Origin of the sequence: Botrimarina colliarenosi, assembly GCF_007859955.1 — a bacterium.
GTDB lineage: Bacteria > Planctomycetota > Planctomycetia > Pirellulales > Lacipirellulaceae > Botrimarina > Botrimarina colliarenosi.
The window spans coordinates 753,041-766,712 of record NZ_SJPR01000002.1 but is presented as its reverse complement, the minus strand read 5'-3'; the positions used below and the strand labels follow the sequence as shown (position 1 = coordinate 766,712).

At 64.4% G+C, this 13,672-nt stretch carries 13 protein-coding genes; 8 read left to right on the top strand and 5 right to left on the bottom strand.

Annotated elements, in window-relative coordinates; translation table 11 throughout:
• Positions 1–81 precede the first annotated feature (81 nt).
• The 3 genes from Pla108_RS11065 to sucC all read right to left on the bottom strand — a co-directional run bounded on the left by Pla108_RS11065 (position 82) and on the right by sucC (position 3,217).
• On the bottom strand, positions 82–909 hold the full coding sequence (locus Pla108_RS11065) for a DUF4349 domain-containing protein (protein ID WP_197526478.1): 828 nt from the start codon (positions 907–909) through the stop codon (positions 82–84).
• 120 nt (positions 910–1,029) lie between these two features.
• A complete protein-coding gene (sucD, locus tag Pla108_RS11060; RefSeq protein WP_146444986.1) occupies positions 1,030–1,917 on the bottom strand; it encodes a succinate--CoA ligase subunit alpha in 888 nt (295 codons plus the stop codon).
• A gap of 112 nt (positions 1,918–2,029) precedes the next feature.
• Positions 2,030–3,217: an ADP-forming succinate--CoA ligase subunit beta gene (gene sucC, locus Pla108_RS11055; protein WP_146444985.1), complete on the bottom strand. Its 1,188-nt coding sequence runs from the start codon at positions 3,215–3,217 to the stop codon at positions 2,030–2,032.
• A 406-nt stretch (positions 3,218–3,623) separates the two neighbouring features.
• On the opposite strand from sucC, the gene Pla108_RS11050 reads away from it, so the two are divergent.
• From Pla108_RS11050 to Pla108_RS11015, 8 genes are all read left to right on the top strand, one after another.
• Positions 3,624–5,003 (top strand): Na(+)-translocating NADH-quinone reductase subunit A, encoded by a 1,380-nt coding sequence (locus Pla108_RS11050; protein ID WP_146444984.1) that lies wholly within the window; start codon positions 3,624–3,626, stop codon positions 5,001–5,003.
• Between the two features lie 116 nt (positions 5,004–5,119).
• Positions 5,120–6,400 carry an NADH:ubiquinone reductase (Na(+)-transporting) subunit B gene (locus Pla108_RS11045; protein WP_146444983.1) on the top strand — a complete coding sequence of 427 codons (1,281 nt, stop codon included), beginning with the start codon at positions 5,120–5,122 and terminating at the stop codon, positions 6,398–6,400.
• On the top strand, positions 6,387–7,202 hold the full coding sequence (locus tag Pla108_RS11040; RefSeq protein ID WP_197526477.1) for a Na(+)-translocating NADH-quinone reductase subunit C: 816 nt from the start codon (positions 6,387–6,389) through the stop codon (positions 7,200–7,202). The genes Pla108_RS11045 and Pla108_RS11040 overlap by 14 nt, the downstream gene beginning before the upstream one ends.
• A 71-nt stretch (positions 7,203–7,273) precedes the next feature.
• Positions 7,274–7,900, top strand: a complete 627-nt coding sequence (locus Pla108_RS11035) for an NADH:ubiquinone reductase (Na(+)-transporting) subunit D (protein WP_146444982.1) — start codon at positions 7,274–7,276, stop codon at positions 7,898–7,900.
• Between the two features lie 72 nt (positions 7,901–7,972).
• Positions 7,973–8,581: an NADH:ubiquinone reductase (Na(+)-transporting) subunit E gene (nqrE, locus tag Pla108_RS11030; protein WP_146444981.1), complete on the top strand. Its 609-nt coding sequence runs from the start codon at positions 7,973–7,975 to the stop codon at positions 8,579–8,581.
• Between the two features lie 119 nt (positions 8,582–8,700).
• Positions 8,701–9,933: an NADH:ubiquinone reductase (Na(+)-transporting) subunit F gene (gene nqrF, locus Pla108_RS11025; RefSeq protein ID WP_146444980.1), complete on the top strand. Its 1,233-nt coding sequence runs from the start codon at positions 8,701–8,703 to the stop codon at positions 9,931–9,933.
• A 27-nt stretch (positions 9,934–9,960) separates the two neighbouring features.
• Positions 9,961–11,046: an FAD:protein FMN transferase gene (locus tag Pla108_RS11020; protein WP_231934420.1), complete on the top strand. Its 1,086-nt coding sequence runs from the start codon at positions 9,961–9,963 to the stop codon at positions 11,044–11,046.
• Positions 11,043–11,267 carry a (Na+)-NQR maturation NqrM gene (locus tag Pla108_RS11015; protein WP_146444979.1) on the top strand — a complete coding sequence of 75 codons (225 nt, stop codon included), beginning with the start codon at positions 11,043–11,045 and terminating at the stop codon, positions 11,265–11,267. Before Pla108_RS11020 ends, Pla108_RS11015 begins: the two co-directional genes overlap by 4 nt.
• 9 nt (positions 11,268–11,276) lie before the next feature.
• On the opposite strand, the gene Pla108_RS11010 is transcribed toward Pla108_RS11015, so the two are convergent.
• Together Pla108_RS11010 and Pla108_RS11005 are read right to left on the bottom strand one after the other, a co-directional pair.
• Positions 11,277–12,776: a glycosyltransferase family 39 protein gene (locus tag Pla108_RS11010; RefSeq protein WP_146444978.1), complete on the bottom strand. Its 1,500-nt coding sequence runs from the start codon at positions 12,774–12,776 to the stop codon at positions 11,277–11,279.
• Positions 12,777–12,783: 7 nt separating this feature from the next.
• Positions 12,784–13,647 (bottom strand): class I SAM-dependent methyltransferase, encoded by an 864-nt coding sequence (locus tag Pla108_RS11005; RefSeq protein ID WP_146444977.1) that lies wholly within the window; start codon positions 13,645–13,647, stop codon positions 12,784–12,786.
• Between the last annotated feature and the right edge of the window lie 25 nt (positions 13,648–13,672).

The following is a 13,672-nucleotide window of genomic DNA, read 5'->3' as shown; positions in this document are numbered from 1 at the left end:
CCGCGATCCGTCTACTTGCTTCGCGAATTCTTAACGAACGTGCCGGGTTGCAACCAAAGTGCGAACATCCGATCGGCCGAGTCAGCCTTCTTTCAAGGTCCGGACTGACAGGAGGATCAACCAAGCGAGCCCCATGAGAAGCAACCCGCCTACGTACCACTTGATGGTCCATTGGATAGCGGAGATCCAGCGTACGAACAGCGGGTACGTTTTCACATCGACGTCGAAGGGCACTTGCTCTAGAAGCGAGTAGTTGACGTTGTTGAAGGACTCGTCTTTGACGAACTCGCCAAGAGAGACGTTCAACGCCTGAATCTGCTTCTCGATTTCTTGGATTTTCGCTTCGAGTTGGAGTAGTTCGGCCACCTTGCCTTCCGACTCGCGTAGCTTGCCAAGAGATTCAGCGTACGCCTTGAGGGAGTCCCTTTCGGCAAAACGCTGTCGCACTTCTTCCGATTTGTCTTCTTTGGTAACCGAGCAAGACTGCAATTCGCCGATCTCTTTCAAGTCATCGACACAACTTGCAAAGCGATCGACTGGCACACGGATGATGACACGAAAGCTCCTGTGTGGCGTGACCCCTTCAGCTTCTTCCAGTCGGATGTCGGCGCCGTGCGAATCAACAACGGACAAAGTGTCTTTGACGTGTTGATCGAACCGGCTTGAAGTCACACCGACGCGTGCTTCGCGCGTGTAGACCTCAAGGTTGCCGAGCTGATCGGCTGGTAGAGGGGCGCCGGCGGCGAAGTCGATTGACTGAAGGTTGTTCGAGTAGTCCTTGCGATAACTGCTCGCGAGGAAGTCGAGAGACCTAGGGATCGCCTGCGTACGTTCTCCAACTAAAGGGTCGCCAGGGTTCAGCCAATAGCCCAATACGAATCGAATCAGCACCAGGACGCAGAACGCCAAGAACAGGAACGCAATAAGCTTGCGTAGCCTGGGGGGCGGGGCTTGGTCGCTGGTTTTGCTCGTCATCTTGGGGCTCTAACACGTGGCAATACTGACGGCACGCAGCTCGATCGCTTCAAATCACTTCCCCATTGCTCGCTTCAAGGCCGCGCCCATATCGGCCGGGCTCTCGGCGACTTCGATGTTGGCGTCACGCAACGCGGCGATCTTGTCGTCCGCGGTTCCCTTGCCGCCGCTGATGATCGCGCCGGCGTGGCCCATCCGCTTTCCGGGAGGGGCGGTGCGGCCGGCGATGAACGCGGCGACCGGCTTGGTGACGTTGGCCTTGATGTAAGCGGCGGCCTCTTCTTCGGCGGTGCCGCCGATCTCGCCCATCATCAGGATCGCCTCGGTGGCGCCGTCCGCCTGGAACATCTCAAGACAGTCGATGAAGTTCGTGCCGTTCACCGGGTCGCCGCCGATGCCGACGCAGGTCGACTGGCCGAGGCCGAGGCTCGACAGCTGCCAGACGCCCTCGTAGGTGAGCGTGCCGGAACGGCTGATGAGGCCCACGGGGCCCTTCTTGTGGATGTAGCCCGGCATGATGCCGATCTTGCACTCGTCCGGCGTGATGACACCCGGGCAGTTGGGTCCGATAAGGCGCACCTTCTGACCGGCGGCGACGCGGGCGTCGAGCTCACGCTTCACCTTCACCATGTCGAGGACAGGGACGCCCTCGGTGATCGCGCAGATCACCTCGATGCCGGCGTCGGCCGCTTCGAGGATGGCGTCGGCGGTGAAGGGGGGCGGGACGAAGATCATCGTCGCCGTGGCGCCTTCCTTCTCGACCGCCTCGGCGACGGTGTCGAACACCGGCTTGCCGAGCACGGTCTGGCCGCCCTTGCCGGGCGTGACGCCACCGACAAGCTTGGTGCCGTACTCGAGGCAGTTCTTCGAGTGAAACTCACCGGCCTTGCCAGTGATGCCCTGGCAGATGAGGCGGGTGTCTTTGTTAACGAGGATAGCCATGATCTCTTCTTGTTCTATTTTTGAACCACGAAGGACACAAAGAACACGAAGAAGGACTGTTGCAAGAGTTTCCCCTTCGTGTCCTTAGTGCCCTTTGTGGTTAGTACTTTTTTCAGGCCGCGTTCGCGGCTTCCACGACCTTCTTCGCCGCGTCGGTCAGGCCTTCGGCGTTGATGATGTCGACGCCGCTCTCGGCGAGGATCTTGCGGCCCTCTTCGACTTCGGTCCCCTCAAGACGGACGACCAGTGGCACGTTGAAGCCGACTTCCTTGTAGGCGGCGAGCACCGCGTTGGCGATCGTCGTGCACTGCATGATGCCGCCGAAGATATTGACCAGCACGGCCTTACAGTTCGGGTCGCCGAGCAGGATCCGGAAGGCCTCGGTGACCTGATCCTTGTTGGCGCCGCCGCCGACGTCGAGGAAGTTGGCCGGCTCGCCGCCGTGGAGCTTGACGATGTCCATCGTGCTCATCGCGAGGCCGGCGCCGTTCACGAGGCAGCCGATGTTGCCTTCGAGCTGCACATAGCTGAGGCCCGCCTCGCCGGCGCGGAGCTCGTTGGCGTCTTCCTCGGCCGTGTCGCGCAGCTCGACGAGCTTCGGATGGCGGAACAAAGCGTTGTCGTCGAAATTGATTTTGCCGTCGAGCGCCATCAGCTCCCCGGCGCCGGTGACGACCAGCGGATTGATCTCGGCGAGCGAGCAGTCGCAATCGACAAAGAGCTTGCAGATCGCGCGGAAGAACTTGTCGGCCGCCTTGGCGGCGGCGCCCTCGAGACCGAGCTTCCAGGCGAGCTTCCGCGACTGGTAAGACTGCAGGCCGAAGTTGGGGTCGAACGGCGCGGTGTGGATCAGGTGCGGCGTCTCGTGCGCGACCTTCTCGATGTCCATGCCCCCTTCAGTGCTGACCATCAGCACCGGTTTGCCGTAGCCGCGGTCGACCACGATGCCGAGGTACAGCTCGCGGGCGATGTCGCAGCCTGCCTCGACGAGGACCTGCTTGACGGTCTGGCCTTCGGGGCCGGTCTGGATCGTCACCAAGTCGCCGCCGAGCAGGGCGCCAGCAACGCGGGCGGCGTCTTCCGCGGACTTGACCAGTTCGACACCCCGTTGCTCGGCGCCCTTAATGGTTCCTTTACCGCGGCCGCCGGCGTGGACCTGGGCTTTCACGACGGCGATGGCGCCGCCGAGTTGCTTGTAGGCGGCGGCAGCTTCCTCGGGCGTCTTGGCGAGAATCCCCTCAGGAACTGGGATGCCCGCGTCGCGGAACAGCTGCTTGGCTTGGTATTCGTGGATCTTCATGGGCGTAAAGCAATGCCTCGTAGAGGTTTACAGCTCGTTTGAGCAGGTCCGGGCAGGGGCCGCCCGCCGCGGGCCGGAGTATAGCGCCAATCCCGGGGGCCGAACAACGGGCCGATGCAGCAGCGGGGGGCCGATGCGCAGTGGGAAGGAGGTCTTTGCGAGCGAGCCCGACGTGGGGGTTGTTCGCAACTTCTCGGGATGACTGCAAGCTGGCCTTGACGGCGGACCGATATCGTGAAAGATTTCACAAACCCCCGCCGGCGACGCTTTGTCGCAGCCGCTCGTCGCGCCCCCAGCACGGCGCGCGAGACGACAAAGCCGCCGACGCCCCGCCTTCCCATCCAGAGCGTCTGCGACGAGACTTCGCCGTATTCGCTCCGACTCACGCGGCAGGATAGCGCTTCCTATGGCGACGACCGCAGCTATCGCCAAGTCCATCTCGGTCCGTAAGGGCCTGAACCTGCCCATCGCCGGCGAGCCGCCCCAGGCGATCCTCAGCGGCCCGGTGATCCGTACGGTCGCCATCGTCGGCGACGACTACCACGGCATGAAGCCCACCATGCAAGTGGCGGAAGGCGATGTGGTGCGGCGCGGCCAGTGGCTGTTCGAAGACAAGAAGAATCCGGGCGTCAAATACACCTCGCCGGCCGCCGGCCGAGTGATTGCAGTCAATCGCGGCGCCAAGCGCAAGTTCGAGTCGGTCGTGATCGAGATCGACGGCGACGAGCAGTACACGTTCAACTCGTACCGCGACGCCAACCTGACGCAGCTTAGCCGCGATTTGGTGCAGCAAAACCTGCTCGAGTCGGGCCTGTGGACCGCGTTGCGGACGCGTCCGTTCAGCAAGGTTCCCGTTCCCGGGACGGCGCCTTACGCCCTGTTTGTCACCGCGATTGACACCAACCCTCTGGCGGCCGACCCGAAGGTTATCGTCGAGGACAAGCCCGCCGAGTTCATCGCGGGTCTTGAGGTGTTGAGCACGCTGACCGACGGGAACCTCTGGCTCTGCAAGAAGGCCGGCGTCTCGTTGCCGGGCGACGACCTGTCGTGTGTCACCGTTGCCGAGTTCGACGGGCCCCACCCGGCCGGTCTGCCAGGCACGCACATGCACTTCCTTGCGCCGGTGAGCGTCGAGCGGCAGTGCTGGGACATTGGCTACCAAGACGTCATCGCGATCGGCCACCTATTCCTCACAGGCGAGCTGTCGGTCGACCGCGTCGTATCGGTGGCCGGGCCGAGCGTCGCCCGCCCCGGCCTGTACCGAACGCGTCTCGGCGCCAGCCTCGCCGACTTAACGGCCGATTCGGGCGCCCCGAGTGAAGGGGTCCGCACGATCAGCGGTTCGGTTTTTAGCGGCCGCACGCGGCGTGACATGGCCGCCCACCTGGGGCGTCGTCACGTGCAGGTGGTCCAGCTCCCCGAGGGCAACCAGCGTGAGTTCCTCGGCTGGATGGGTCCGGGCTTCGGCAAGTGGTCGGTGACGAACGTCTTCGCCCAGAAATGGCTCGGCGCGCCCGAGGGAGGCTTCCGCTTCACGACCAGCACCGAAGGGAGCCACCGCGCGATCGTGCCGATCGGTAGCTACGAGAAAGTGATGCCGCTCGACGTCGAGCCGACAGCGATCCTCAAGGCGCTGGTGGTCGGCGACACCGAGTCGCTGCAGACCCTCGGCGGCTTGGAACTCGACGAAGAGGACTTGGGACTCTGCAGCTACGTCTGTGCGAGCAAGAACGATTACGGCCCGATGCTGCGATCGGCGCTAGCGACGATTGAACGAGAGGGATAAGGAGTTTGCAGTCGCGAGCCGGGGGGGGAGACAGACGTCTCGCAACTCTCGACTCGCAACGCGCTGACCATGTCGGTCAGTCTTGGTTGGAAGGCCAACACCCCAAAACGCGATCTATGAAATTCATCCGCGACCAACTCGATGCGGTCGAGCCGCTCTTCAAGAAGGGCGGCAAGCTCGAGAAGCTCTACCCCATCTACGAAGCGCAGGACACGTTCCTGTACACGCCGGGCCAAGTGACCAAGGGCACTTCGCATGTCCGTGACGCCATCGATATGAAACGGATGATGTCGACGGTGATCGTCGCCCTCCTCCCGTGCATTTTCATGGCGCTCTGGAACACGGGCTACCAGGCGAACTACGCGATCGCGACCCAGGGCGCCGTGCCGCTGCAGGATTCGATCACGGGCCTCGGCTTCATCAGCCGTGACGCCATCATGCAGGCCGTCGGCCTGCCGTACGACCCCGCCAACCAGGTCTCGAACCTCGTGCACGGGGCCCTATGGTTCCTGCCGGTCTATCTGGTGACGATGGCGGTCGGCGGCGTCTGCGAGCTGATCTTCTCGATCATCCGCGGCCACGAGATCAACGAAGGCTTCCTCGTCAGCGGCATGCTTTTCCCGCTTACGTTGCCGCCGACAGTGCCGCTCTGGCAGGTCGCCCTCGGCATCGCCTTCGGCGTCGTGATCGGCAAGGAGATCTTCGGCGGCACCGGCAAGAACTTCTTGAACCCGGCCCTCACGGCCCGGGCCTTCCTCTACTTCGCTTACGCCGCCGAGATGTCGGGCGACAAGGTCTGGACCGCAGCGGGGGTCGCCGCCGGCGACGGCGTCGACGGCTACACCAACGCCACGATCCTGACCGGCATGTCGGCCGCCCCCGTGGGGACGTCGCCCGACGCCGCCTCGACGATGGGGCTCTCGTTCTGGGACTGCTTCATCGGCTGGATCCCGGGCTCGATGGGCGAGACCTCGACGCTCGCCTGCCTGATCGGCGCCGCCATCCTGATCGCGACGGGCATCGGCTCGTGGCGGGTGATGGCAGGCGTAACGCTCGGCGCCCTGGTGACCAGCATGATGCTGTTCGCCTTCCGGGCGGACATCGACTACCCGCTTGCTTACATGAACCCGATCTGGCACCTCGTGGTGGGCGGCTTCGCCTTCGGAACGGTGTTCATGGCGACCGACCCGGTCTCCGCCGCGATGACCGAGACCGGCAAGTGGTGGTACGGCGGCCTGATCGGCCTGATGACGGTGCTGATCCGTGTGATCAACCCCGCGTTTGGCGAGGGGATCATGCTCGCGATTCTGTTCGGTAATGTGATGGCTCCGCTAATCGATTTCTACGCGATCCAGGCGAACGTTAAACGGAGGGCCGCACGCTATGCCGCAACCTGAACGCAGCTGGTACATGTTTCTCCGCGAGACCGCCCCGGGGGCGTTCCTCGTCGCCGCGGTGCTCTGCATCGTCTGTTCGGTGCTGGTCGCCGGCGCGGCGGTCATCCTCAAGCCGGCGCAAGAAGCCAACAAGCTCGTCTTCAAGCAGAAGAACGCGTTGATGGCGGCCGGCCTGGTGGAGGGCGACGCAAGCCCCGACGCCGTTAAGAAGGTCTTCGCCGATTCGGTCGAGAAGCAACTGGTCGATATCTCGACCGGCGAGGTCGTCACGGCCGACGACGTGAAGTTCAAGATCGACGACTACGACCCGAGCCAAGCCGCCAAGGACCCGAAGTTGGGCGAGCCGGTCTCGCCCCCTGCGGCGCTGCCCGGAATCCAGAAACGCGAGCCCTACACCTTCGTCTACGAGATCACCAAGGACGGCAAGCCCGACGGCTTCATCTTCCCGATCTACGGCAAGGGCCTCTGGTCGACCCTGCGAGGCTATTTGGCGATCGAGGCCGACGGCCAGACCGTCCGCGGGATCACCTTCTATGAGCACGCCGAGACCCCTGGCCTGGGTGGGGAAGTCGACAACCCCGGTTGGAAGGCGCTCTGGGATGACAAGAAGGTCTACGGCGAGGACGGCAAGGTCGAACTCGGCGTCGTCAAAGGCCAGGGATCGGACGAGTACAGCGTCGACGGTCTCTCCGGCGCGACGATCACCAGCCGCGGCGTCGACAACATGGTGAAGTACTGGCTCGGCCCCGAAGGCTTCGGAAAGTACATCGAGAAGCATCGGGCGACCTCGCCCGGCGCCTGACAGGCGTCCGCCCACCGTAAAACACAAGCATCGCCGCCCCGCGCGGCCTCACGCAGCCAACAGCAAACGCCATGGCCGAACCGAAGATCAAAGACGTCCTGATCGAGCCGGTCTTCAACAACAACCCGATCGCGCTGCAGGTGCTCGGCATCTGCTCCGCGCTGGCGGTGACGACGAAGCTCGAGACGTCGATCATCATGAGTGTCGCGGTGATCGCCGTCACCGGCTGCTCAAACGCGGCGGTGAGCCTCGTCCGCAAGTTCATCCCCAGCAGCATCCGCATCATCGTCCAGATGACGATCATCGCGTCGCTGGTGATCGTGGTCGACCAAGTCCTCCAGGCGGTCGCCTACGAGCAGACCAAGAGCATCAGCGTGTTCGTCGGTCTGATCATCACCAACTGCATCGTGATGGGCCGCGCCGAGGCGTTCGCGATGAAGAACCCGCCGCTGATCTCGTTCTTCGACGGCGTCGGCAACGCGATGGGTTACTCGGTGATCCTGATCCTGCTTGGCTTCGTCCGCGAGCTGTTCGGCTCGGGCAAGCTGCTCGGTTTCCCCGTGTTGCCGCTGACGACCGACGGCGGCTGGTACGTCCCCAACGGCTTGCTATTGCTCCCCCCGAGTGCGTTCTTCCTGATCGGCGCGTTGATCTGGCTGCTGCGGACCTGGAAGCCTGAGCAGATCGAGCACGATTGATCGGATTGCCGCCCGTTTGAAGCGAATCACCGCACGCTAATCTGTCCGCTAACCGCCCCCGAAAGGGCCGCCATGGACCACTACATTCAACTGTTTCTGAAGTCGGTCTTTGTCGAGAACATGGCCTTGGCCTACTTCCTCGGCATGTGCACGTTTATCGCGATCTCGAAGAACGTGAAGACCGCTGTCAGCCTGGGCGTCGCCGTGGTCGTGATCATGGCGCTGACCATCCCGGCGAATAACTTGATCTTCCAGTACCTGGTGAAGCCCGGTGCGCTCAGCTGGCTGGGGTCGGAGTACGCGGCCTACGACCTGAGCTTCTTGGGCTTGATCTCGTACATCGGGACCATTGCGGCGATGGTGCAGATTCTCGAGATGACGCTCGACAAGTTTTTCCCGTCGCTCTATCAGACGCTCGGCATTTTCCTGCCGCTGATCACCGTGAACTGTGCGATCCTCGGCGGTTCGCTCTTCATGGTCGAGCGCGACTACAACTTCGTGGAGAGCTGTGTCTTCGGCGTCGGGGCCGGCTTCGGCTGGGCGTTGGCGATCGCGGCGTTGGCTGGCATCCGCGAGAAGCTCAAGTACAGCGACATCCCCCACGGCCTCCGTGGCCTGGGGATCACCTTCATGACCGTCGGCCTCATGGCCTTGGCGTTCATGTCATTCGGCGGAATGTGAGAGAACGCTGTCAGCGATCAGCTGTCAGCTTTCAGCCGCCGGTCGAAAATCGGTTCAAAAGAGTCCAAGTGCTGACAGCGGATCGCTGCAGCTGATCGCCAAAGCCGAAGGCTTACGCCATGTCCCCCCTCCTAACTGTCGTTCTCGGCGTCGTTTTCTTCACCGCGGTGGTGCTCGCCCTGGTGGCGCTCATCATGGTGGCGCGAAGCCAGCTGGTCGCGTCCGGGCCGGTCGAGATCACGATCAACGAGACGCAGACGATCCGGATCCCCGCCGGCGGCAAGCTGCTCAACGCTCTGGCCGACGAAGGGATCTTTGTCTCTAGCGCGTGTGGTGGCGGCGGCACCTGCGCCCAGTGCGAGGTGAAGGTCCTCTCGGGCGGCGGCGATATCCTCCCGACCGAGCGGACGCACATCACCAAGAAAGAGGCAAAGGAAGGCTGCCGCCTCTCGTGCCAGGTGGCGGTCAAGCAAGACATGAAGATCGAGGTGCCCCACGAGGCCCTCGAGACCAAGAAGTGGGAGTGCACGGTCCGCTCGAACAACAACGTCGCCACCTTCATCAAGGAACTGGTGCTCCAGCTCCCCGAAGGCGAGGACGTCAACTTCAAGGCGGGCGGCTACATCCAGATCGAGGCCCCGCCGCACGTCGTCCACTACAAGGACTTCGAGGTCGAAGAGCGGTTCCACGAGGACTGGGACAAGTACGACATCTGGCGTTACGTGTCGAAGGTCGACGAAGAGACCATCCGCGCCTACTCGATGGCCAACTACCCGGGCGAGAAGGGCATCATCATGCTCAACGTCCGCGTCGCGAGCCCGCCCCCCCGCGCGCCCGAAGGGACCCCGCCGGGCAAGATGTCGTCGTACATCTTCAACCTCAAGCCGGGCGACAAGGTCACGATCAGCGGTCCCTACGGTGAGTTCTTCATCAAAGAGACCGACAACGAGATGATCTACATCGGCGGCGGCGCCGGCATGGCCCCGCTCCGCAGCCACATCTTCGAGCTCTTTAAGAACCTCAAGACCGGCCGCAAGGTCAGCTACTGGTACGGCGGCCGTAGCAAGCGGGAGCTGTTTTACGTCGATCACTTCCGCGAGATCGAGAAGGCGTTCCCGAACTTCAAGTTCAACATCGCCCTCTCCGAGCCGCTGCCTGAGGACAACTGGGACGGCTACGTCGGCTTCATCCATCAGGTGCTGTTCGACCACTACCTTAAGAGCCACCCGGCGCCCGAGGACGTGGAGTACTACATCTGCGGGCCCCCGATGATGAACGCCGCGGTGTTCAAGCTCCTCGACGACCTTGGCGTCGAGAAGGACAACATCGCCTACGACGACTTCGGCGGCTGATCCGTCAACAGCCGCAGATAAGCGCCGATGAGTACGGTTGTCATGTCGCAGGTTCGAGCCGCTCGGCGTTTGGGATCGACCTTTGTCGGCGTCTCTCTGCGGCTCGCTCTGCTGGCGTCGGTTGCCGGTTGCGCCGCGGAGAAGTCGGAGCCGATCTGGTCGCTCTCCGGAGCGACGATGGGGACGCGTTACAACGTCTCGGTGGTCGGCGGCGATGAGGCCGACGCCAAAGCGCTGCAGCAGCGGCTCGACGAGCGGCTCGCCGAGGTCAACCGGCGGATGTCGACATACGACCCGCAGTCGGAGCTTTCCCGGTTCAACGCCGGTGATTCGACCGACTGGTTCGACGTGTCGGCGGAAACCGCGTCGGTGGTCCAGTCCGCGCTGGAGCTCGCTTCCGCGTCGGAAGGGGCGTTCGATCCGACCGTCGGCCCGCTAGTCAACCTGTGGGGCTTCGGGCCCGACAAACGGCGCGACGAAGCCCCTTCCGACGGAGACATCGCCGCGGCGAAAGCACGGGTCGGCTTCGCGGCCGTCGAGGCGAGGCTCGATCCGCCGGCGCTGCGTAAAGCGACGCCCGGTGTCTATCTCGACCTGTCGGCGATCGCGAAGGGGCATGGCGTCGATGCCGTCGCCGAGCTGATCGCCGAAGCAGGGTACGCCGCGGCGATGGTCGAGATCGGCGGCGAAGTCCGGGCGTTCGGCGCCAAACCGGGCGGCAAACCATGGCGGATCGGACTCGAAAAGCCCGAGTCGGGACTGACGCATTCGTTGCAAGAGGTGATCGAGCTGTCCGATCGGTCGCTCGCAACCTCGGGCGACTACCGTAATTTTTTTGAGGTCGACGGGCGGCGCTACTCGCACACGATCGACGCCGCGACCGGCCGCCCGGTGACGCACAACCTGGCGACCGTCACGGTGCAGGCCACGACGTGCCGCGACGCCGACGGGCTGGCGACGACGTTGTTGGTCCTCGGACCCACGGCGGGGTACGATTGGGCCGTCGGGAGGGGCGTCGCCGCCCTTTTCGTCTCGCGGACCGACGACGAACTGATCGAGCGGACGACGCCCGCCTGGGAACGCCCCGCCGATCACCCTGGAACTAAGCCATGACGACGTTTCTGATCACGCTCGCGGTATTCCTGGTGGCGCTGGGCCTAATGTCGGTCGGCGTGATGCTCTCGGGGCGGCGGATCAAGGGCTCGTGCGGCGGTCTGGCGAATTTCAAAGACGAGAAGGGCAACTCGGTCTGCGAAGCGTGCACGAACCCCTCGCCCGACTGTCGCGGCGTCGGCGACGCCCGCGACGCCTCGGCCCCGGCCGGCAAGGCTTAACGCCTCGTCCTAGCGGACGTTCTCGATTGTCACCCGATAGACCATCACGGTCGACGAGACGCGTTTGATCAGTTCCGCGTCGATCCGTTCTGCGAGTTCATCGCACAGCGCGCGCTGCGGGTGCCCACCGGGGAACCATTGCGTGACGAGCCAGACCTGACTGCGCGGGGCGGCGTCGTGGGCGAACGCGGCAAGGGTGTCGTCCCAGTCCTGGTCGGCGCCGGGGTGCGCGGTGACGGCGAGCTTGAGCCAGTCGTCCGGCAGGCCGTAGAGCGCCCCCTGACCGTAATGCAGCGGGGCCGCCAGGACCGCGGGCGGCAGGTCCGAGGCGTCGCGGCTTGCGATCAGTGCGGCGACGGCGTGGAAGTCGTTCTCGTAGTAGGACGGATCGAGGTGGCGATTGAGCGTCGCGCCGATCCCCAGCGCCACCAGCAGCATGGCCGCCATCGCGACCACAGGTCGGCCGCGTAGCGTTGCGGCGCCGACCCCCATCGCCACGGTCAATGGCACGACCATCCACACCACGTAGCGGTAGGTGTATCCGGTGCTGACGACCGACGTCGCGGCGAGGACTACCAAGGGGGGGGCGACGAGGAGCACGGCCAGCCATAGCCGGTCACCAACGCGGAGCCTCCTCCACGCCGCGGCGAGGAGGACTATTACCGGCGCCACGGAGGCGAGGGCCCACGGCGCCATGGCGAGGATCGCCTCGCGTTTCTCGCCGAGCGAGACCAGCTCGCGGAGGCGGCTCACCGACGGGCCGAGCGTGTTGCCGGTGATGAGCCAGAGGTAGCCAAACGCGTACGCCTCGGCGTCGAACTCGACACGGTGGTGGAACTCGCCGGTGTCCGCGAGGTCGGCCCGCAGGCACGCGACCAGGGGAAGACCAGCCAACGCCAGCACCGAGGCGGCGATCAACGCCCGCTTGAGCCCGCGGCCCCGCTTCTCGGCCAAGAGCATGCCGCCGAACAGCAGGAGCGGCACGCCGCCGAAGTAATGCGTTGCGACCGTCAGCCAACCGGCGGCGAGGAAGGCGGCCCAATCGCTCCAACGATCGCTCGTGCGGAGGCGCCACGCCAGCAGCATCATCACCGACACGAGCAGGATGAAGAACGTGTAGGCCCGGCCGTGCTGGCTGAGGAGCACGTGGTTGGCCGACACGGCGAGCAGCCCCGCGGCGGCAAGTCCGGCGGCCGGCCCGGCAATCCGTCGGCCGATCACCCCGATGACCGGGATCGTGACGACGCCCGCGGCGAGCGAGAACCAGCGCGCCGCTTGGTCGGTCCCGAACGCTTCAAAGACGAAGCTGATGAGCCAGTTGTAGAGGGGCGGGAAATTGTCGTGGCGAGTGACCTGCTTGGCGAGGTCGGTTTCGCAGTTGAGGACTTGCCAGACCTCGTCGTTGTCGAGCGACGGGGCCTCGATCCGCCACGCCCGCCAGCCGGCGGCCAGCAGCGTGATGGCCAGCAGCACGCCCCAGAAGCGGCAGTCAAGCGACGAAGGTTTCATGTCGTTATCAGCCACGCTTGCGGGCGACAACGGCCATCTCGCCAATCGGCAGCGGGATTGGTGATTGCTTCAGCCGGCGCGGAGCGACGGCGCCCGCCACGCGGAGGATCGCGTGGATCGCCGGGTTGTACTCCTTGAACTGCGTCTGTGCGTAGTCGAACGTCATCGGCTTGTAGGTCGCCCGCGTCTTGAGGACCTCGAAGCCACGGCCCTCGAGGAAACGCCGCATGACGCCCCGCGTGAAATAATGCAAATGCTCTTCCGGGATGTAAAAGTACCAGCGTGACCCCATAAGCCGACGCTGCGGGGCGCCGAGGTCGGGGAGCGTCATCACCAGATGCCCGCCGTCGACAAGTCGCCGCCGGGCTTCGTCGACCAACGCGGGCGGGTCGAGGACGTGCTCGATCAGATCGAAGGCCGTGATGCAATCGTAACAGGCTTCGGCGGGCATCTCGGCAAGGTCACCCGCGTGCATGACGACGCCTTGCGAGCGCGCCGTCTCGACGGCGGTGTCGCTCAGCTCGACCCCCTCGGCCTGAATGCCCAGGGCGGCGGCGGCCTTCGAGAAATTGCCCGTCGAGGCGCCAACGTCGAGCCACCGACCCGCGAGCGGAACCTCGCCACGCAGTTCGTGCAGCCGCCGTTCGGCGGTTAGGTCCTTGAGCCGTCCCGCGGCGGCGAACTCTTGGTACATGCCCGAACCGTACGACTTCTCGTAGTAGTCGTTCAGTTCGGCGGGGCTGGGGAGCGGGTGCTGCTTCTGCAGACCACACCGACGGCACGCCCAGAACTGGCGCCCCTTCTTGTCGAACAAGCGACGCTGGTCATCGCCGTCGCAGACGAAGCAGGGGGGAGGGGGGGCCGTGCTCATGTCGCCGCCAAGGGGGGTAGGGAGG

Excerpts from the sequence above, each read along its gene's own strand:
- sucD (WP_146444986.1), bottom strand. The coding sequence starts at position 1,917 with ATGGCTATCCTCGTTAACAAAGACACCCGCCTCATCTGCCAGGGCATC.
- sucC (WP_146444985.1), bottom strand. The coding sequence starts at position 3,217 with ATGAAGATCCACGAATACCAAGCCAAGCAGCTGTTCCGCGACGCGGGC.
- Pla108_RS11050 (WP_146444984.1), top strand. The coding sequence starts at position 3,624 with ATGGCGACGACCGCAGCTATCGCCAAGTCCATCTCGGTCCGTAAGGGC.
- Pla108_RS11045 (WP_146444983.1), top strand. The coding sequence starts at position 5,120 with ATGAAATTCATCCGCGACCAACTCGATGCGGTCGAGCCGCTCTTCAAG.
- Pla108_RS11040 (WP_197526477.1), top strand. The coding sequence starts at position 6,387 with ATGCCGCAACCTGAACGCAGCTGGTACATGTTTCTCCGCGAGACCGCC.
- Pla108_RS11035 (WP_146444982.1), top strand. The coding sequence starts at position 7,274 with ATGGCCGAACCGAAGATCAAAGACGTCCTGATCGAGCCGGTCTTCAAC.
- nqrE (WP_146444981.1), top strand. The coding sequence starts at position 7,973 with ATGGACCACTACATTCAACTGTTTCTGAAGTCGGTCTTTGTCGAGAAC.
- nqrF (WP_146444980.1), top strand. The coding sequence starts at position 8,701 with ATGTCCCCCCTCCTAACTGTCGTTCTCGGCGTCGTTTTCTTCACCGCG.
- Pla108_RS11020 (WP_231934420.1), top strand. The coding sequence starts at position 9,961 with ATGAGTACGGTTGTCATGTCGCAGGTTCGAGCCGCTCGGCGTTTGGGA.
- Pla108_RS11015 (WP_146444979.1), top strand. The coding sequence starts at position 11,043 with ATGACGACGTTTCTGATCACGCTCGCGGTATTCCTGGTGGCGCTGGGC.
- Pla108_RS11010 (WP_146444978.1), bottom strand. The coding sequence starts at position 12,776 with ATGAAACCTTCGTCGCTTGACTGCCGCTTCTGGGGCGTGCTGCTGGCC.
- Pla108_RS11005 (WP_146444977.1), bottom strand. The coding sequence starts at position 13,647 with ATGAGCACGGCCCCCCCTCCCCCCTGCTTCGTCTGCGACGGCGATGAC.